The organism is Chromobacterium vaccinii, assembly GCF_001855275.1.
Taxonomy (GTDB): domain Bacteria; phylum Pseudomonadota; class Gammaproteobacteria; order Burkholderiales; family Chromobacteriaceae; genus Chromobacterium; species Chromobacterium vaccinii.
Map to the genome: position 1 here is coordinate 4,779,703 of NZ_CP017707.1, position 17,810 is coordinate 4,797,512.

The 17,810-nt window shown below is 70.5% G+C and carries 16 protein-coding genes; 2 read left to right on the top strand and 14 right to left on the bottom strand.

Features of this window, described 5'->3' with window-relative positions:
- Positions 1-127: 127 nt before the first annotated feature.
- The gene (locus BKX93_RS22050; protein ID WP_046167051.1) at positions 128-670 is read right to left on the bottom strand and encodes a carboxymuconolactone decarboxylase family protein; all 543 of its coding nucleotides are present in this window, start codon (positions 668-670) and stop codon (positions 128-130) included.
- A 118-nt stretch (positions 671-788) separates the two neighbouring features.
- Between BKX93_RS22050 and BKX93_RS22055 the strand changes: the two genes are divergently transcribed.
- On the top strand, positions 789-1,688 hold the full coding sequence (locus BKX93_RS22055) for a LysR family transcriptional regulator (RefSeq protein ID WP_046167050.1): 900 nt from the start codon (positions 789-791) through the stop codon (positions 1,686-1,688).
- Here the strand turns inward: BKX93_RS22055 and BKX93_RS22060 are convergent.
- The 3 genes from BKX93_RS22060 to BKX93_RS22070 form a co-directional block, all read right to left on the bottom strand.
- Positions 1,678-3,666, bottom strand: a complete 1,989-nt coding sequence (locus BKX93_RS22060; protein ID WP_070981394.1) for a 2Fe-2S iron-sulfur cluster-binding protein — start codon at positions 3,664-3,666, stop codon at positions 1,678-1,680. The genes BKX93_RS22055 and BKX93_RS22060 overlap by 11 nt on opposite strands.
- A gap of 16 nt (positions 3,667-3,682) precedes the next feature.
- Positions 3,683-4,297, bottom strand: a complete 615-nt coding sequence (locus BKX93_RS22065; RefSeq protein WP_046158701.1) for a glutathione S-transferase family protein — start codon at positions 4,295-4,297, stop codon at positions 3,683-3,685.
- 114 nt (positions 4,298-4,411) lie between these two features.
- Entirely contained in the window at positions 4,412-4,924 is a 513-nt protein-coding gene (locus BKX93_RS22070) for a MarR family winged helix-turn-helix transcriptional regulator (protein ID WP_046167048.1), read from the bottom strand.
- Positions 4,925-5,036: 112 nt separating this feature from the next.
- Here BKX93_RS22070 and BKX93_RS22075 point away from each other — a divergent pair, with 112 nt between their 5' ends.
- Positions 5,037-5,924: an EamA family transporter gene (locus BKX93_RS22075; RefSeq protein ID WP_046158703.1), complete on the top strand. Its 888-nt coding sequence runs from the start codon at positions 5,037-5,039 to the stop codon at positions 5,922-5,924.
- A gap of 3 nt (positions 5,925-5,927) precedes the next feature.
- Here the strand turns inward: BKX93_RS22075 and BKX93_RS22080 are convergent, their stop codons facing one another.
- The 10 genes from BKX93_RS22080 to BKX93_RS22125 all read right to left on the bottom strand — a co-directional run bounded on the left by BKX93_RS22080 (position 5,928) and on the right by BKX93_RS22125 (position 17,808).
- Entirely contained in the window at positions 5,928-7,505 is a 1,578-nt protein-coding gene (locus tag BKX93_RS22080) for an aldehyde dehydrogenase (NADP(+)) (protein ID WP_070981396.1), read from the bottom strand.
- On the bottom strand, positions 7,505-8,884 hold the full coding sequence (locus BKX93_RS22085) for a diaminobutyrate--2-oxoglutarate transaminase family protein (RefSeq protein WP_222103271.1): 1,380 nt from the start codon (positions 8,882-8,884) through the stop codon (positions 7,505-7,507). The genes BKX93_RS22080 and BKX93_RS22085 overlap by 1 nt, the downstream gene beginning before the upstream one ends.
- A 36-nt stretch (positions 8,885-8,920) precedes the next feature.
- Entirely contained in the window at positions 8,921-9,922 is a 1,002-nt protein-coding gene (locus BKX93_RS22090) for a fatty acid desaturase family protein (protein WP_070981398.1), read from the bottom strand.
- 64 nt (positions 9,923-9,986) lie between these two features.
- The gene (locus BKX93_RS22095) at positions 9,987-11,417 is read right to left on the bottom strand and encodes an FAD-binding oxidoreductase (RefSeq protein ID WP_070981400.1); all 1,431 of its coding nucleotides are present in this window, start codon (positions 11,415-11,417) and stop codon (positions 9,987-9,989) included.
- A 5-nt stretch (positions 11,418-11,422) separates the two neighbouring features.
- Complete coding sequence (locus BKX93_RS22100) at positions 11,423-11,965, bottom strand: hypothetical protein (RefSeq protein WP_046156725.1); 543 nt, start codon at positions 11,963-11,965, stop codon at positions 11,423-11,425.
- 19 nt (positions 11,966-11,984) lie between these two features.
- Positions 11,985-13,046 carry a TauD/TfdA family dioxygenase gene (locus BKX93_RS22105; RefSeq protein ID WP_070981402.1) on the bottom strand — a complete coding sequence of 354 codons (1,062 nt, stop codon included), beginning with the start codon at positions 13,044-13,046 and terminating at the stop codon, positions 11,985-11,987.
- 15 nt (positions 13,047-13,061) lie between these two features.
- Positions 13,062-13,724, bottom strand: a complete 663-nt coding sequence (locus tag BKX93_RS22110) for a class I SAM-dependent methyltransferase (RefSeq protein WP_046156727.1) — start codon at positions 13,722-13,724, stop codon at positions 13,062-13,064.
- A 48-nt stretch (positions 13,725-13,772) separates the two neighbouring features.
- Entirely contained in the window at positions 13,773-14,954 is a 1,182-nt protein-coding gene (locus BKX93_RS22115) for a citrate/2-methylcitrate synthase (protein ID WP_070981404.1), read from the bottom strand.
- Entirely contained in the window at positions 14,923-16,803 is a 1,881-nt protein-coding gene (locus BKX93_RS22120; RefSeq protein ID WP_070981407.1) for an acyl-CoA dehydrogenase family protein, read from the bottom strand. Before BKX93_RS22120 ends, BKX93_RS22115 begins: the two co-directional genes overlap by 32 nt.
- A 21-nt stretch (positions 16,804-16,824) precedes the next feature.
- A complete protein-coding gene (locus BKX93_RS22125; RefSeq protein ID WP_070981409.1) occupies positions 16,825-17,808 on the bottom strand; it encodes a hypothetical protein in 984 nt (327 codons plus the stop codon).
- Positions 17,809-17,810: the final 2 nt, after the last annotated feature.

Genomic DNA, 17,810 nt, shown 5'->3' on the forward strand with positions numbered 1-17,810 from the left:
CGGCCGCGGAAAACGGAACAGTTGACGCCATTTTAAGGCATGGGGACGAATGGAGCAGCCTGGCGGACAATAAAAGACCATGGGCATGGAAGGGCCGGAAGCCCGCAGGCTTCCGGCTGCGGCGGGCTTAGCCGCGAGACTGTACCAGCGGGAAGTCCACCGCGGTGGCGGCGGCGTTGTTGACGTAGTTGGTCAGGATGTTCAGCGCCACCGTCAGCACGATCTCCAGCGTTTCCGCCTCGTCGAAGCCGGCGCCGCGCAGGGTGGCCAGTTCGGCGTCGGCCACGCTGCCGCGCTGTTCCGCCACATTCAGCGCGAAGCGCAGCGCGGCGGCCTGTTTGGCGTCGGCGCTGGCGAAGTCGCGGGCGGCGGCGATTTCATCATCGCCAAGCTTGGCCACATGCTTGGCCAGGTAGCTGTGGGCGGACAGGCAGTAGTCGCAGCCGTTGAATTCGGCCACCGCCAGCGCGATGCGTTCGCGCAGCGCGGCGTCGAGCCTGCCCTTGGCCAACGCGCCGTTCAGCGACAGATAGCCTTCCAGCGCGGCCGGACTGTGGGCCAGCAGCTTCATCAGATTGGGCACCATGCCCAGTTGTTGTTGCACGGCGGCGAGCAGCGGCTGGCTGGCGGCGGGGATGTGCTCGGCGGCGGGGATGGCGATGCGGTTCATGGCAAGTCTCCTGGAGTGGGGCGGAACGTTTCCGCCATGGAGAGCACTTTGCCAAATTCTTTATTTTGGAAGAATATCTGTTTTATTTAATTGATTGTTCCGTTACGAGGAATAGTGAGTGGACCGTTTCCATTTGATGGGCGTTTTCGTCGCCGTGGCGGAGGAAGAGGGTTTCGCCGGCGCGGCGCGCAGGCTGAAATTGTCGCCGCCGGCGGTGACGCGCGCGGTGGCGGCGCTGGAGGAAAACCTGGGCGTGCGCCTGCTGAACCGCACCACGCGCTACGTCAGGGTGACCGAAGCCGGCGCGCGTTATCTGGACGACGCGCGCCGCATTCTGGCGGCGGTGGCCGAGGCGGAGGATGCGGCGGCGGGGGGCAACGCCGAGCCGCGCGGTCTGATCCGGCTGACTGCGCCGGTGCTGTTCGGCCGTTTGTACGTGATGCCGGCGGTGCTGGACTTTTTGCGCCAGCACCCGTTGGTGGAGATGTCGGCGCAGCTGCGCGACAACGTGGTGAATCTGATGGAGGAAGGGCTGGACGCGGCGGTGCGCATCGGCCATCTGCCCGATTCCTCGCTGCGCGCGGTTCGGGTGGGCGAGGTGAGGCGGCTGGTGTGCGCGGCGCCGGATTATCTGGCTCGCCATGGCGCGCCGGCCGCGCCCGAGGATTTACAAGAACACACGGTGATCGCCTCCACTGCCGCCTCGGCCTCGCTGGAGTGGAAGTTCGGCGCGGGCGGCGAGCGGCGGGTGAGGGTGCGGCCGCGGCTGACGGTCAGCGGCAACGACGTGGCGATAGACGCGGCGCAGGGCGGTTTCGGCCTGATCCGGGCGATGTCCTACCAGGTGGCGGAGGCGCTGGCGGCAGGCAGGCTGGAGCGGGTGCTGACAGCTTACGAGAGCGCGCCGCTGCCGATACACATCGTCCATGCCGAAAGCCGTTACGGCTCGACGCGGATGCGCCGCTTCATCGACTTTCTGGCTGAGCGGCTGCGCGCCGACCCGCGGCTTAGAGATTGATTTCCAGCTTGTCCGCGCCCGCGGCGGGGTAGGCGCAGCACAGTAGGATCTCGCCGGGCCGGGTTGGATAGTCCGGCGGCTGCAGATAGGTGGCCTGGCCGGCAAGCAGCGCGGCGCGGCAACTGCCGCAGGTGCCGCCGCGGCAGCTGAAGTCAGGGTTCAGGCCGCAGGATTCGGCCAGTTCCAGCAGGCTCTGGCCGGGCTGCCATTCGGCATTGATGGCGGACGCGGAAAACCTGACCGGCACCGCGCCGTCGGCCGGCGGTGGCAACGCTTGCGCGGCATGGCCGCTGCGCTGCAGCCCGGCGGGTCCGAAGGCTTCGGCGTGGATGCGGTTGTCTTCCACGCCGGCGGCGGTCAGCTGATCGTACAGCGCCTGCATGAAGCCGGCGGGGCCGCACAGGTAGAAATCGCCGGCCAGATCCGCGCCGGACTGCAGCAGCAGCTTGATGTCGACGCGGCCGGCATGCTGGTAATCCACGCCCAGCCGGCGTCCGGTTTCCGGCTGGCTGGCGGCCGTGACGATGCGCAGCCGGCCGGCGGACCTGGCCCGCAGAGTTGCCAGCTCCGCGTCGAACGCGCGCTCGGCCACGGCGCGGGTGGCGTAGACCAGCAGTGTCGGCGGCATCGCGGCGGGGTTTTCAGACAATTGGTGCAGCATGGCCAGCAACGGGGTGATGCCGATGCCGCCGGCCAGCATGGCGATTGGCCGGTCGGCATGCGCCAGCGTGAAGTCGCCGCGCGGCGGCAGCGCCTCGACGATGTCGCCCGGCGCCAGCTGGTGCAGCCGGGCGGATGCCTTGCCCTGGCGCTTGACGCTGATGCGGTAGCCGCCGGTCCGCGACAGCGTGTAGTTGCGCAGCCGCACGCTGTCCACGCCGGCCACTTTCAGGCTCAGGTGCTGGCCGGGCAGAAACGCCGGAGGCGGGGAGCCGTCGGCTGGCGCCAGGTAGATCGATCTGACCGAATCGCTTTCGTCCTCCACGCGGCTGACCTGGAGCGGCAGCCATTGCCGCTCCGGGGCCTGCTGCGGCCAGGAACCGGTGGCCAGCGTGAACGGCGAGTACTCGCGCAGCGTCCAGCGCAGCGCCAAAGCGTTGCGGCGGCGGACCACGCGCTCGACGCGGAAGGTCCACGCCCGCTCGGCGCCGGCCAATGGGGGCGGCGCTTCCATGTCCGGCACCTCGGCCCGGCCGGCAAGCTGCAGCGTGTCTCCGCTGGAAAAGTCGACGAACAGCAGGCAGGCGCGAGGCTGCAGCAGCAGATTGCCCAGGGTGTTGAAGTAGCCGTTGCCGGCGAAGTCGGGAATGGCCAGCGTGTCGCCGTCCACCTTGACGAAGCCGGGCTTGCCGCCGCGGTGCGACGCGTCGGCCTGCCAGCGGCCGTCTTCGCCGGCCCAGGCGCTGGCGATGAAGAAGGTGTCGGCGGACGAGATGGCGGCGCGCGCGTCGTCGTCCAGCTCGTGCATCCACTCCACCGAGCCCAGGATGCGCGGCCCCGGTTCGCGCGCGAATTCGAATTCGCGCAGCTGAATGTATTTGGGGCAATTGCCGAATGACTGGCCGACGGCGATGGTGAAGCCATCGTCGTCCAGCGCCGTCAGCTCGCCGTTCATCCGGTTGCGGCGGCGGGTGTGCAGCTCGATGCCGAGCACACCCACCGCTGCGCCGGGGCGCAGGCAGTCGCGCAGCGGATCGGCCGGGCTGGGCTGGGCGTTTATCCGCAAGCTGCGCGGATCGGGCGAGCCGGCGAAGCCAGGCCTGCCCTCGACGATGCCCGCCCACGGCCTGCCGGCCTCGTCCACCGCCGCCATCACCATGAAGGGCAGCTGGCGGAAGAAGTCGCGGTGCTGTTCCGGCATATGGTCGCGGATCACGCGCGGACCCGTGGCGGCCATCCTCTGCTGGCTGCCGGCGCGGCGCTGCATTTCCTGTTCGCCGGGATGCCAGGGCGAGGGGGCGGGGCGGGCGTCGGACATCCGTTTTTCCTGTCGTTTAAGCGTTGATGGCTGGCATGGGCAGGAAGCCGGTCAGCGCCTCGACGCGGGTCAGCCAGGCGCGGACATGCGGATATGGCTCCAGCGGGATTTCGCCTTCCGGCGCGCGCGCGGTGTAGGTGTACAGCGCGACGTCGGCGATGGTGGCGGCGTCGCCGGCGAGGAAGGGGCGCTCGGCTAGTTCCTCGTCCATGACCTGGAACAGCGCCTTGGCGCGGCTGGCGGCCAATTCATAGTCCAGCGGCACGCCGCGCCATTTGTGCAGCCGGGCCTGGGCGGCGCCGAAAGCCAGAGGGCCGGCGGCGGCGGACAGCCAGCGCTGCACGCGCGCTTCGCCGAGGGGATCGGCCGGCAGCCAGTCGCCATGGCCGTAGCGGCGCGCCAGGTAGACCAGGATGGCGTTTGAGTCGGGAATCGTTTCGTCGCCGTCGGCCAGCACCGGAATCTGGCCGAAGCGGTTGAGCTTGAGGAAGTCCGGCCGCTTATGTTCGCCTTCGCGCAGATTGACCGGAATGGTTTCGTACTCGAGGTTCAGCAGCGACAGCATCAGCCGGACGCGGTGGCTGTGGCCGGACAGGGCGAAATCGTACAGTTTGAGGGCAGGGCGGGTCATGCGTTTCTCCTAGGGGCGAAAGCGGAATGCAGGCCTTCACTCTGCCTGAGGATGACGAAAACATAAACACCCATCGCAGGCAATGGATTATTCCATGATTAGAAATAAACCGGCTCAGCCGCGCGGCGTTTCCAGCGCGGCCAGCAATTCCGCCAGCCGCTTCTCCAGCGCGTCCACGCTGCGGGCCGGCAGCGCGGACAGTATCGCGTGCTCATTGGCGACGTGGCCTTCCAGCGCGCGCTCCAGCAAGGCGAAGCCGTCGCCGCTCAAGCGCACCAGCGTGCTGCGAGCATCCTGATTGCTGGCTTCGCGCACGATCCAGCCTTTGCCCTCCAGCACCTTCAGCCTGTGGGTCATCGTGCCTGAAGTGACCATCAGCGACGAGAACAATTCAGTCGGCGCCAGCTGGTAAGGCGCGCCGGCGCGGCGCAGCGTGGCCAGCACGTCGAACTCCCAGCCGCTGAGGCCGTATTCGGCGAACACGCCGTCCAGACGTTGCGACAGCAGCGCGGCGCAGCGGCTGAGCCGGCCGATCACGCCCATCGGGCTGACGTCCAGATCCGGGCGCTCGCGCGCCCATTGTTCGAGTATGCGGTCTACCGCGTCGCCGGGAAGAGCATCGCTCATGCCGTCTCCTTGTCTTGATTTCAAGATTTGTTTGCCTTGAATTCGAGATAAATGTTATCTTGAATTCAAGTTAATCATGTTTGAATTATAAGCACAAGCGGAAGGATTGCCCATGTCTGCGGAAAATGAAGCCGGCCACTGGCGCGACGTATTGCTCACTGCGCTCACCCCGGTGATCTGGGGTTCCACCTACATCGTCACCACCCAGCTGCTGCCGCCGGACCGGCCATTCATCGCGGCCTTGCTGCGGGTGCTGCCGGCAGGCCTGCTGCTGGTGTGGATGGGCGGCTGGCGCCCGCGCTCGGCGGAGTGGGGCAGGTTGTTGATTCTGTCGGCGCTCAATATCGGCGCGTTCCAGGCCTTGCTGTTCGTCGCCGCCTACCGGTTGCCGGGCGGCCTGGCGGCGGTGGTGGGCGCTTGCCAGCCTTTGCTGGTGATGGCGCTGGCCTGGCGGCTGGACTGCAGGCGGCCGGCGGCGCTGGCGCTGTGGGCCAGCCTGTCGGGCGTGGCCGGCATGGCGGCGCTGCTGCTGTCGCCGGGTTCTAGCTGGGATGGGCTGGGCATGCTGGCGGCTTTCGGCGGCGCGGTGGCGATGGCCTGTGGCACTTACCTGACCCGGCGCTGGCAGCTGCCGGCTCCGGTGACGGCGCTGACCGGCTGGCAGTTGACGCTGGGCGGGCTGATGCTGCTGCCGTTGGCGCTGGCGGTCGATCCGCCGCTGCCCAGCCTGGGCTGGGCGCAGGTGGCCGGCTACGCCTACCTGGGCTTGTTCGGCGCGCTGCTGGCCTATCTGTTGTGGTTCCGCGGCATCGCGCGGCTGTCGCCGGTGGCGGTGTCGTCGCTGGGCCTGCTCAGTCCGCTGACCGCGGTGATTCTGGGATGGGCGCTGCTGGGACAGGCGCTGTCCGCGCAATCGCTGCTGGGCATGGCGGTGGTGTTGGCCAGCGTGCTGGCGGTGCAGTGGAGCGGCGGCGCGCCCGCGAGAAGCGGGCGCGGCTGACGCTCAGCCCTGGCTCCAGGCGCCGTCCACCCGCCGCCACAGCCGCAGCGGATTGTCGTCGGCCACCTGCGGCGGCAGCAGCGCCGCCGGCAGGTTCTGGTAGCACACCGGTCGCAGAAAGCGGTCCATCGCGGCCAGGCCGACCGAAGTGGCGCGGCTGTCGGAGCCCGCTGGGAACGGTCCGCCATGCACCATGGCCGGCGATGTCTCCACCCAGTTGGGAAACGCGTTGGCCAGCACCCGGCCGGCCCGCGCTTCCAGCAGCGGCAATAACCGGCGCGCCAGCGGCAGGTCGGCGTCGTCCATTTGCAGCGTGGCGGCGAGCTGGCCGTCCAGGCCGGCCATGGCGGACAGCAGCTCGTCCTGATCGCGGCAGGCGACGATCAGCGCGCAGGGGCCGAAAACCTCCTCGGCCAGCTCCGGCCGCGCGGCGAAGCCGGCAGCGTCGATTTCGAACAGCGCCGCCTGCGCCGCGTACGGGCCGCCGCCGGCTTGGCCGGACGCTAGCTCGGCGACGCCCGGAGTGCGGCGCAGTCGGTGCAGCGCGCTCTGGTAGGCGTCGTGGATGACCGGCGTCAGCATGGTGTCCGCCGGCTTGGCCGCCGCCGCGTTTGCCGCGGCGCGGCGGAACCGGTCCAGATCTTCTCCCTCCACCGCCAGCAGCAGCGACGGGCAAGTGCAGAACTGGCCGGCGTTCAGCGTCAGCGCGTCCACCCAGGCCGCGGCCATGGTTTCCGCCCGCGCGGCGAGCGCATGCGGCAGCGCCAGCACCGGATTCAGGCTGCCCATCTCGGCGTACACCGGGATCGGCCGGGGGCGCAGCGCGGCGGCGCGCATCAGGGCTTCGCCGCCGCGGCGCGAGCCGGTGAAGGCCACGGCGGCGATGGCCGGGTGCTCGACCAATTGCCGGCCCAGCGCGTGGCCATCGGCGATCAGCAGCGAAAACACGCCGCCAGGCAGGCCGCAGTCGGCGGCTGCCTGGCGGATGACCCGGCCGGTCAATTCCGAGACCCCGGGATGGGCCGGATGCGCCTTGACCACCACCGGGCAGCCGGCGGCCAGCGCGGAGGCGGTGTCGCCGCCGGCCACCGAGAACGCCAGCGGGAAGTTGCCGGCGCCGAATACCGCCACCGGCCCGATGGGCACGCGGCGGACGCGCAGGTCGGGGCGCGGCGGCAATTTGTCGGGCTGGCCCAATTCCAGCACCGCGCCGGCATCCAGGCCCTGGCGCGCGGCGCGGGCGAACTGGCGCAACTGGGCGACGGCGCGGCCGCGTTCGACGATCAGCCGCGCTTGCGGCAGTCCGGTTTCGCGCGCCGCCCGCTCCAGCAGCCTGCCGCCCAGCGCCAGCAGGCCGGCGGCGATGGCTTCCAGCAGCCGCGCCCGCGTTTCGCCGTCGGCGGCGGCGAACGGCGCGGCGGCCCGGCCCGCCAGCAGGCAGGCGCGCTCCGCATCGACCGCGCCGCCGCAGCCGAACGCGGGCTCCAGCGCTTCCCCGCTGGCCGGGTCCCGCGCGCGCAGCTCGCCTTCACGGCCATAGACCGGCTCGCCGCCTATCAGCATTTCTCCGCGGATATCCATCAGCCCTCCATCGCCTCGCGCATCGAGCGCTCCAGCTTGTCGACCGCCTCGTCCAGTTCGTCCTCGCTGATCACCAGCGGCGGCAGCAGCCGCAGCACGGCCGAGTGGCGGCCGCCGGTTTCGATGATCAGGCCGTTGGCCAGGCAGCGCCTCTTGATCGCGCGCGCCAGCTCGCCATCGGCCGGGCGGCTGCCCAGCGCGTCTGCCGGCGCGTCGGGATCGACGATTTCCACACCCCACATCAGGCCGCGGCCGCGCACGTCGCCGATGACGGGCAGGCGTTCGGCCAGGCCGCGCAGCGCGGCGCCGAGCCGCTGGCCCTTGGCGCTGGCCTGGGCCACCAACTGCTCGGACTGAATCACCTCCATCGCGGCGGCGCCGGCCGCCATCGCGATCTGGTTGCCGCGGAAGGTGCCGGCATGGGCGCCGGCCTGCCAGGCGTCGTATTTCTCGTGATAGAGCAGCAGCGCCAGCGGGAAGCCGCCGCCGACCGCCTTGGAAACCACCACCGCGTCCGGCTCGATGCCGGCGTGCTCGAAGGCGAACATGTGGCCGGTGCGGCCGAAGCCGGTCTGGATTTCGTCGATGATCAGCGGAATGCCCAGCCGCGCGGTGATGTCGCGGATGCCGCGCAGCCAGCGGGCCGAGGCCGGGATCACGCCGCCTTCGCCTTGCACCGCCTCGACTATCATCGCCGCCGGCGGGATGATGCCGCTCTCCGGATCGCTCAGCGCGCGTTCGATGTAGGCCAGCGAGATGTCCTCGCCGCGCTCGCCGCCGACGCCGAAGGGACAGCGGTAGGAATAGGGATAGGGCAGGAAATGCACGTCCGGCATCAGGGACGCCACCTGGCGCTTGGCGCCGAGGTTGCCGGTCAGCGCCAGCGCGCCGGCGGTCATGCCGTGGTAGGCGCCGTGGAAGGCCAGCACGCCGCGGCGGCCGGTGGCGGTCTTGAACAGCTTGATCGCAGCCTCCACCGCGTCGGCGCCGCTGGGGCCGCAGCTCTGGATGCGGACGTGGCGGGCGAAGTCGGGCGGCAGGCATTCCAGCAGCTTGCGCAGGAAGCGGTACTTGGCCGGCGTGGTGATGTCCAGCGCCTGGGTCACGTGGCCGGATTGCAGAAATTCAAGCACCCGCGCCTGAACCTGCGGGTGGTTGTGGCCGGTGGCCAGCGTGCCGGCGCAGGACAGGCAGTCCAGGTACTCGCGGCCAGCGCGGTCGAAGACGCGCGCCAGGCGGCCGCGCTCGATGACCGTGTCGATGGAGTTTGCATAGGTGCGGGCGCCGGATTCGCGCGCTTTGACGAAGTCGTACATTTCCTGCCAGTCAGGCGCGTCGCTTTGCGATACGGGGGCGTCCAGGAGTTCGGTTGCGGTCATGAGGCACCTTGTTGTCGGGTGAGGGGTGGAAGGGCGCTAGCGGAGCAGGCTGTTCATCAGCCCTTTGTCGTTCTTGCCGAAATACCGGGGCCACAACATGGCCTGGGCGCGGAAAGCCGGGTCCCGCAGCAGCAGCGCGTGCAGCCGCGGCAGGTTGTGCAGCGGCACCGAGGGAAACAGGTGGTGCGCGATGTGGTAGTTGATGTTCAGCGGCGCCAAAGTCAGCCGCTCCAGCCAGCTGGCGTCGACGTGGCGGGTGTGGGACAGCTCGGGGCCGCTGTCGTCCAGATTGTGCTCGGCGACGATGCGGACGCGCATGAAGGCCAGGCACAAGGTGTGCAGCGGCAGCAGCCACATGACGATCAGCCAGAGCCAGGCGCCGCTGGCGATGGCCGCCGCGGCGACGATCAGCCAGAAGGCGGCGAATTGCAGCCGCTCGGAGCCGGTCAGCAGCTTCTCGCGGTTGTCGATGACGGCGCCCCAGCCGGTCCAGTAGCGCAGGATAGGCCGCCAGGCCCCGAAGTTCAGGCAGAACAGGTCGCGCAGCAATAGGCGGCGGAAGGATTGCCGGCTTTGCGGAAAGCGGTAGGCGGGGTCTTCTACCAGCTTGGCCCAGTACGGGTCGTTGGGGCGGTTGGTGAACACGTGATGGGGCAGGTGGCCGCGCCGGTAGCAGGAGGTGACCATGCCGGCGGGAAACGCGCACAGCCAGTTGCTGGCCAGCTCGTTCAGGCGGCGGTTGGCGAACAGCCGGTAATGGGTGGCGTCGTGCATGATGATGCCCAGCGCGTGCTGCTTGCAGGCGACCAGGAAAAAGGACAGCGCGAAGCAGGCGGCGACCGCGGCCCAGCCGGGGGCCGACAGGGCGTCGACGCCGCCCTGCAGCTCCAGGACGATGAAGGGCAGCGCCAGCGCGGCGGCGATGGCCAGCCACTGGCGGGCGATCAGCCACAGGCTGCGCAGGGGGTGTATGCGTTGCAGCGCTTGCGCCTCGGCGGCGTATTTGCGGCGATAGTTGACGGTCTGGCCATCATTCACGGTTGCGCACTCCTGTCTGTTGGGCTTGCTTGCAAGCCGGGTTCGACAACGGAAAACGTCCCACTCAGTCGTAGCGGTGGCGGCCCAGCGCCGCAGCCGGGTCCAGCAGCCGCTGCAGCCCGGCGGCCAGCCGCTGCGCGCCGGCGTCGGAGAATTTGCGGTAGAAAGCCGCGTTCAGCGGGCCGACGCCGTGCTCGGCGCTGAAGCTGCCGCCATATTCGGCCACCAGCCGGTACAGGCCGCTTTTCAGCATCGCCAGCTTGGCCGGGCCGTAGGCGGCGGCGTGTTCGCGCGGCAGCAGCGCGATCAGGTGGCAGCCGCCGTCTCCGAAGTGGCCGAAGTCGTACAGCCGCAGCGCCGGGTGCTCGCCGGCCAGCCAGCGCTCGGCGGCGGCGTGGAAGGCCGGCAGCCGGGAGCGCGGCAGGCCGACGTCGAAGGACAGCGGCAGGCCCTCGGCCGCCAGCGCCAGCGGCAGGCTGTCGCGCAGCGGCCACAGCGCTTCCGGCCGGGCGAAGGCGGCGTCGGCGACCAGCCCGCGCTGATGCAGGCCGGCCAGCAGCGACTCGGCCTGTTCCCGCAGCAGCGCGTCCAACCCCGGCATCCCGCTGGCGATTTCCACTAGCGCGTAGCAGCCTGCCGGCGAATCGGCCAGCGGATGGCGCAGCGCCGGATAGTGGCGCAGCGTGACGGCCAGCGCCGGCGCGCCCATCACCTCGAACGCCGACAGCATCTCGCCGAAGCGCTGCTCGCAGGCGTCCAGCATGGCGAGCGCGGCCTCGCGGCCGGGCAGCGCGGCGAACAGCGTCAGCGTCGAGGCGTCGCGCCGCTTCAGGTCCCAGGACGCGGCGGTGACCACGCCCAGCGCGCCGCCGCTGCCGACGAACAGTTGCTTGAGATCGATGCCGGCGTTGTTCTTGCGCAGCGGGGCTGTCAGGTCCAGCACGCTGCCGTTCTCGTCGGCCAGCACCACTTCCAGCCCCAGCAGGTTGCGGCGGACGTCGCCGTGGCGCAGCAGCCGGCTGCCGCCGGTGTTGGCGCCGACCAGGCCGCCGACGGCGGGGTCGCTGCCGACGTCAATCGGCAGCCAGAGGCCGTGCGGCTCCAGTTGGCGGTTCAGCTCGGACAGCGGCATGCCGGCCTCGGCCACCGCGCTGCGGTTCAGCGGGTCGAAGGCGCGCAGGCGGCGCATCCGCGCCAGCGACAGCGCCACCTGGCGGCCGGAACCATCGGGCACCGCGCCGCCGACCAGGCCGCTGAGATTGCCCTGCGGCACCAGCCGCGCGCGGTGGCGGACCGCGGCGCGCAGCAGCGCGCTGACGGCGTCGGCGCCGGAGGGCAGCAGCACCGCCGCGGCCTGGCCGCGGCAGCTGGACGCGTCGGCCTGGTAGGGCGCGCAGGCGTCGCCGTAGAGCAGCGCGTCCGGCGGCAGCAGCGCGGCGGCCTCGGCCAGGAAGGCAGCCAGTCCGGCGGCGGGGGCGAGCAGGGCGGCGTCCATCGCGCCTACCTCGCCAGCGCCAGCTGTTGCGCCAGCCGGCCGCGGATCAGCAGCACCGCCAGCACCGGGGCGACGCCGCCCAGCAGCGGATCGGCGCGCAGCCACAGCGCGACGCCGGCGGCGAGGCCGGAAGCCAGCAGCAGCCAGGCTGACACCCGCCGCACCTGCTCCGGGTCCGGATGCGGCTCGCCGATGAAGCCGAGCGGCGACAACAGCGTGGCGGCGAGGCCGGTGGCGAACACCGAGGCCAGCGCCGGTGCTGCGCCGTAGCCGCGTCCCCACTGGTCGACCGCCTGGGCCGAGGCCAGGGCCAGCAGTCCGCCTATCGCCAGATAGAGATCGACGCCGAGCGCGATCCAGCTGCCGGCTCGCCGCTTAAGCAGCCAGGCCGAGTGCGGCAGCGCCAGCAGGCCGCCGGCGAGGTAGGCGGCGGACCAGCGCGCGCCGGCGTCGCCGGGGCCGAAGCGGCCCCAGAGCAGGAAGGCGATCGCCGGCGCGAAGGCGGCGGCGTGGATCAGATAGGAACGGCTCAGTTGGCGGATGGACATGGATCTCCTTGCAATGGGTTCAGTCGAATAGCGCGACCTGGATTTCGCGCGGGCCCTTGAATGGATTGCGGCCATGGGCGACGGCGATGTTGTCCAGCAGCAGCAGGTCGCCGCGCTGCCAGGGGAAGGCGATTTCCTCGGCCTCCAGCGCGTCGTAGACCGGCGCCAGGTCTTCCGGCGCGATGGCCTCGCCGTCGCCCATCCGCACCTCGTACGGCCGCGCGGGCCGGTCGCGGTACAGCAGCCGGATGTATTCGTAGCCGGCCGCGCCCATCGAGCGCGCGTTGTTGTGCTGGGTGGACAGCTGGTTGAACCAGATTTCCTCGCCGGTGGCCGGATGGCGCGCGGTGGCGCCGCCGACGTGGGATACGGTCAGGCTGCCGTCGTCCAGCCAGCGGTAGTCCAGATCGGTGTCGCGGCACAGCTGTTCGATGCGGGCCGGATCGTCGCTCTGAAACACGTCGTCCCAAGGCCGGTGGTATTCGCGCAGCGTGGAGTTGCGCGGCTCGCCGTCGACGCTCGGGCGGCGGAAATTGCGCAGGTACTGGATGCCGCGCGCGCGGAAACGCTCCACCAGCTCGGGCGGCAGCCGCCGCGTCACCGCCCGCATGTCGCAGATCACGGTCTCGCCGCCGCTGTCAGACGGCTGTTTGCAGAAGAAAGCCAGTTTGCGCGGATAGTGCGCCATATAGGCCTTTTCCTGGTGCAACCCTATCTTCAGCGAGGGGGGAATGCGGGTGGACTCGTAGACCTTGCCGTCTATATTGCGGCGCGGCGTGGCGCCGCCGATATAGCCGAAGGCGTGCTCCGGATGCAGCCCGGCGATGGCCTGGAAATCGGCGGTGTCGCGCAGCGCGAAGCCGCGCAGCAGCAGGCTGCCGTATTCCAGCAGCGCCTGCTCCAGCGCCGCCAGGCTGCCGCGGTACCAGTCGGCGACCGCGGCCGGGCTGTCGCGCAGCGCTTGCTCCCTGGGCGTGATCAGCAGCGGCATCCGCCACGGCGACAGCGGGCGGCACTCCACCCTCGGGTCGTGTTGCAGACCCAGCCCGCAGCGCGGATCGGCATCGGCGGCGTGTTCCATCGTCGTCTCCTCGCTTCAGGCCGGCAGCGGCTTGCGGATCAGGATTTCGAAGCCCAGCGCGCCCAGGCCGATGCCGGGGCTGGTCACCGCGCTGCAATCGGCGAGGCCGGCCTCGGCCACCAGCGCGCGCGCCTCGTCCAGCGTCACCTTCTCTTCGACGTGGGTGGGCGGGTAGCCGACGGCGGCGCGCATCTGGGTGAATTTCTCCAGCAGCGCCGGCGACACGTCGCGGCGCATGTCGTGCACCAGGCCGATGCCGCCCGGCTGCAGCACGCGGTACATTTCGGTCAGGCTCTTGAGCTTGTCCGGCAGATGGTGCAGCGTGGCGCGGCTGACCGCCATCGCCAGGCTGCCGTCGGCGAACGGCAGGTTCTGCGCGTCGCCGACTTTCAGCTCGATCACGCCTTCCAAACCCAGCTCGGCTATGCGCGGGCGGCCGCCGTCCAACATGGTTTCGTCCAGGTCCAGGCCGACGAAGCGCCAGTCCTTGAACACCGGGTCGGCGGCCAGGCGCACCGGCACCACGGCGGTGGCGGTGCCGATGTCGACCAGCGCGCCGGGCGCCATGTCGCGGGCCAGCTGGCGGATGCGGGCGACGAAAAGCACGTCCCACGGCTCCAGCGCCTGCGAGGCGAAACGGTCGTATTCGTCGGCGGGGCGGAGGTTTTTCAGTAGCATCGGGTTTCTCCAATTAAACAAACAGGGTGGCGAGCGGCTTCGTCGCGTTCAAAGCCAGCCGACGGGGACGGTGGCCAACAACTTCCGGGCCGCCTTGCTGCTGACGCCGAAGGCGGGCCGGTCGCGGCGCTCTATCGCGTGCGCCACCATCGCGGCGACGCGGGCGCACAGCCCCAGCCCGACTCCCCAGCGCGGCTCTTCCACGCCCAGGTCCAGCAGCGCTGCGGCGGTGATGAAGTCGATGTTGGGCCGCAGGCCCTTGCGCTCCAGAGCGCGGCGGCAGGCGAGGTCGAACAGCCGGATATGCGGGCCTTCGAAGCCCCATTCGGCGAACAGCGCGCGGATGCGCGGCGGGCGCGGGTCTTCGACGAACAGCGGGTGGCCGAAGCCGAACAGCAGCTGGCCGGGCGAATCCAGCGCGGCGTCGACGGCGGCATGGACCGCGTCGTCGCCGGCGTCAGGGCCGATGGCCTTCAGCCAGGCCAGCGCCTCCTCTGCGGCGCCGACGTGCTTGGGGCCGCTGGCCATGAAGCCGGCCGCCACCGCCTGCGTCAGCGTGACGCCGGTGCCGATGGCGACGCGCGGCACCAGCACCGTCGGCGTGATGTAGCCGAAGCCGGCGTGCCAGGCCACCAGCAGCGCGTCGACGACGCGGATGGCGGTTGCATCGCGGCGGACGGCGCGCATCGCGGCCAGTACCCGCTCGGCGTGGCGGCCGCCGCCGGACTCGGCCCTGCCGCTCAGCGCCGCCGCCAGGAAGGCCGGCGCGCAGGCGATGGCGGCCAGGCCCTGGATGAAGTCCTCGTCCTCCGGTAGGCCGCTGACGGCCGCCTGTTCGCGGGCGACGTCCTCCAGCGCCGACAGATCGGCCAGGAAGCCGCAGGCGGCGGCCTGCACCATGCCGGCGCCGCTGGCCGCCACCGTCCGCGCCGCGGCGATGGCGGGTTGGCCGGCTTCGTCAACTAGCGCCGCGGATACGGCGGCGAGCGCGGCGTCCACCGATTCGGCGACGGCGGGTTCCGGCATCTCGCCGAACCACACCCGCCACAGCGCGCTGGCGAAATCGATGCCGCCTATCAGTTCGTTCAGATTGCTGCCGCGCACCCACAGGCCTTCGTTGGGCTCGATGGTGGCGCCGTCGATGTCCGTCCCGCGGTACAAGGTGCGGGGGCCGCCGAACAGCGATTGCGGCGCGGCCTCAGACGGCGGCGTGGCGACGGTCTGCGTCATGGCTGTCCTCCTGGGCGAGTTCGTCGATGGCGACGGCGACGGCCGCGGCCGGCAGGTCGGCGATGATCCTGCCGTGCAAGTGCACGGTCGGCAGGATGTTGGCGAAGAAGTAGCGGGCGGTTTTCAGCTTGCCGCGATAGAAGGCGGCCTCGGTCTGCGGCAGCTCCCGCTCCAGCGCGCGCGCGGCGAGATGGGCGCCTTCCAGCAGCGTCCAGCCGGAGACGGTATAGCCCAGCATTTCCAGGAAGCGGGTGTAGAACTGGCTGCTCTCCTGCATGCGGCCGTCGCGCACCGCCTCGCCTATCCGCTCCAGCGCCGCTTCCACGACGGCCATCGCCTCGTCCAGCTGTCGCGACAGCGGCGCCTGCTCGGCGGAGGCGTCGGCGTTTTCCAGGAAGGCGTCCAGTTCCTCGCGCAGATACTTGATCAGGCGCGAGTTGCGGCCGAAGCCCAGCTTGTCGCGCACCAGATCCTGCGCCTGGATGTAGTTGGTGCCTTCCCAGATCGACAGGATCTTCACGTCGCGCGCGTTCTGCTCCACCGGGTAGGCGTCGGTGTAGCCGATGCCGCCGTGCACCTGTATCGCCAGTTCGCAGATCCTCCAGGCCTGGTCAGAGACGAAGGCCTTGCACACCGGGGTCAGCAGCTGGACCAGCTTGCGCTGTTTCTCCACCTTCATCTCGTCCGGCGCGGCCTCGGCCTCCAGCGCGAAGGCCTCGGTGGAGGCGGCGGTGAGCTTGCCCAACAGGCCGCGGCAGCCTTCGACGCGGGCTTTCATCTCCAGCAGCATCCGCTGCACGTCGCCGTGCTCGGCGATAGGCAGGCTGGGCGCGCCGCTGTCCGAGGTGCGCTCGATCGCGCGGCCTTGCAGGCGTTTGGCGGCGAACTCCACCGAGTGCAGATAGGCCGACGAGGCCAGGCCCAGGCCGATGACCGCGGTGCTGATGCGCGCCTGGTTCATCAGCGGGATCAGCTGCAGCAGGCCGGCGTTCTTGCGGCCGCCCAAGAGCGCGCCGCGGGTGACGCCCTGGCGGCCGAAGACCAGCCGGGTATTGGCGCAGCCCTTCAGGCCCATCTTGACCGGCAGTTCGGCGCACTCGACGAAGTTTTCCTCCAGCTCGCCGGTTTCCGGATTCGGCCAGAAGCGCGGCACCAGCAGGCAGGACAGCGAGTAGGAGCTGCCGCCGGCGTTGCCCAGGCGGCCGAGCACGAAGTAGACGGTGTTGTCGGTCAGGCTGTGCATGCCGGCCGAGATGAACACTTTCTCGCCGGTCACCGCGTAGACGCCTTCCTGCGGCAGCGGCTCGGCCAGCGTCTTCACCGCGGTCAGGTCGCTGCCGGCCTGGGCCTCGGTGGCGCAGAAGCAGGCGTCCCATTCGTGGCGCTGCAATTTGTCCAGGTAGACGGCCTTCTGTTCCGGCGTGCCGTGCAGGCGGAACAGCTTGATCGCCGGCAGGTTGAAGCCGCCGTAGGTCATGAAGGCCGGATTGGCGCCCATGAACATTTCCTGGATGGCTTGGCGGACGATGGGCGGCAGCGCCGGGCGGTGGACGTCGCCGCCATTGCCCAGCACCGGCACCCATTCCTGCTTGTAGCGTTGCCACAGCGGGTGGAATTCACGCGGGATCTCCACCTCGCCGTTGTCCAGCAGCCGGCACTCCTGGCGGTCGGACGCCTGGTAGGCGCGGCCCAGCTCCAGCGCGAAATCGCGCGCCTTCTCCAGCAGGAGGTCGTAATGGCCGCGGTCGCGGTTGTCGAACGGCGGGCGCGACAGGAATCGGCGCGCGGCCTGGTTCTGCTCCCACAGGAAGAAGCGCAGCTCGCGCAGGCTGACTTTGTAAGCGGACATATCGTTTTTCCTTGTTGGCGTTCAGGCCGCGGCGCAAATCCTGGCCACGACGGCGCCGGAGACGCCGCACAGCGCGGCGTCCCACAGCAGGGCGGCGGCTTGCTGGCCGGGCCGCAGCGAGGCGCGCAGCTCCATCAGCGCCAGCAGCGGATCGGCGTTGGAAAGATGGCTGCCCGCTCGCGCCATGCGGCGTTCCGGCGCGACGCCCAGTTCGTCGGCCACGCGGGCGGCGAAGGCGGGGCCGAAACCGGCCGGCAGCATGCAGTCGATGTCGGACGGGCGGATGCGCGCCTTGTCCAGCGCCGCGCGCGCGGCGGCCAGGGCCCGCGGCAGCAACTGGTCGGCCAGCCGGTCCGGCGCGAGCGCCCACGGATTGGCGATGGCTTCGCCGTAGTGGACGGCGTGGGACTCGATGGCGCCCCAGCCGCCTTCGCCGCCGTCCAGCAGCATCGCCGCCGCGCCGTCGCCGTAGGCCACCAGATCGCCCCAGGCGCGGAAGAACGGGTACAGCCATTTGTCGGTGGCCACCAGCAGCACGCGGCCGCCCAGCCGAACCAGCGCGTCGACCAAGGGCAGCGCGTTGTAGGCGCCGGCGGTGCCGGACTGGCCGACCGCGAACGGCAGCGCCTCGTCCAGGCCCAGCGCGTGCTGGACGCGGCCGGCCACCGATTCGTTGATGCGCTGGTTCAGCGAGGCGCTGGCGACGACGATGTGGGTGACGGCGGCCAGCTCCTCGGCGGCGATCCGCTCGCGCAGCGCGGCCACGGCCTGCAGCGCCAGGTCGGCGTGGCTGAGTTTGGCCTCGGCCACCGGCAGCGCGGCCGGGGAACCGGGCATCAGCCGCAGGCTTTCCGCCTCGTCCAGCCGGCCCTTGCCGCGCGGCAGCGCGCTGGCGGCGGACGGGAACAGCAAATGGCCGTAGCCGAAGTTGCGTTCGGCGGCCTGGACGCCGTGGAAGTCGGTGCGCTCCGGCACGGCGGAGGCGATGGCGCGGATTCTGAGCATGG

What these genes read in the sequence shown, in the direction of transcription:
- BKX93_RS22050 (WP_046167051.1), bottom strand. Translation starts at nt 670, where the DNA reads ATGAACCGCATCGCCATCCCCGCCGCCGAGCACATCCCCGCCGCCAGC.
- BKX93_RS22060 (WP_070981394.1), bottom strand. Translation starts at nt 3,666, where the DNA reads ATGTCCGACGCCCGCCCCGCCCCCTCGCCCTGGCATCCCGGCGAACAG.
- BKX93_RS22065 (WP_046158701.1), bottom strand. Translation starts at nt 4,297, where the DNA reads ATGACCCGCCCTGCCCTCAAACTGTACGATTTCGCCCTGTCCGGCCAC.
- BKX93_RS22070 (WP_046167048.1), bottom strand. Translation starts at nt 4,924, where the DNA reads ATGAGCGATGCTCTTCCCGGCGACGCGGTAGACCGCATACTCGAACAA.
- BKX93_RS22075 (WP_046158703.1), top strand. Translation starts at nt 5,037, where the DNA reads ATGTCTGCGGAAAATGAAGCCGGCCACTGGCGCGACGTATTGCTCACT.
- BKX93_RS22080 (WP_070981396.1), bottom strand. Translation starts at nt 7,505, where the DNA reads ATGGATATCCGCGGAGAAATGCTGATAGGCGGCGAGCCGGTCTATGGC.
- BKX93_RS22085 (WP_222103271.1), bottom strand. Translation starts at nt 8,884, where the DNA reads ATGACCGCAACCGAACTCCTGGACGCCCCCGTATCGCAAAGCGACGCG.
- BKX93_RS22095 (WP_070981400.1), bottom strand. Translation starts at nt 11,417, where the DNA reads ATGGACGCCGCCCTGCTCGCCCCCGCCGCCGGACTGGCTGCCTTCCTG.
- BKX93_RS22100 (WP_046156725.1), bottom strand. Translation starts at nt 11,965, where the DNA reads ATGTCCATCCGCCAACTGAGCCGTTCCTATCTGATCCACGCCGCCGCC.
- BKX93_RS22105 (WP_070981402.1), bottom strand. Translation starts at nt 13,046, where the DNA reads ATGGAACACGCCGCCGATGCCGATCCGCGCTGCGGGCTGGGTCTGCAA.
- BKX93_RS22110 (WP_046156727.1), bottom strand. Translation starts at nt 13,724, where the DNA reads ATGCTACTGAAAAACCTCCGCCCCGCCGACGAATACGACCGTTTCGCC.
- BKX93_RS22115 (WP_070981404.1), bottom strand. Translation starts at nt 14,954, where the DNA reads ATGACGCAGACCGTCGCCACGCCGCCGTCTGAGGCCGCGCCGCAATCG.
- BKX93_RS22120 (WP_070981407.1), bottom strand. Translation starts at nt 16,803, where the DNA reads ATGTCCGCTTACAAAGTCAGCCTGCGCGAGCTGCGCTTCTTCCTGTGG.
- BKX93_RS22125 (WP_070981409.1), bottom strand. Translation starts at nt 17,808, where the DNA reads ATGCTCAGAATCCGCGCCATCGCCTCCGCCGTGCCGGAGCGCACCGAC.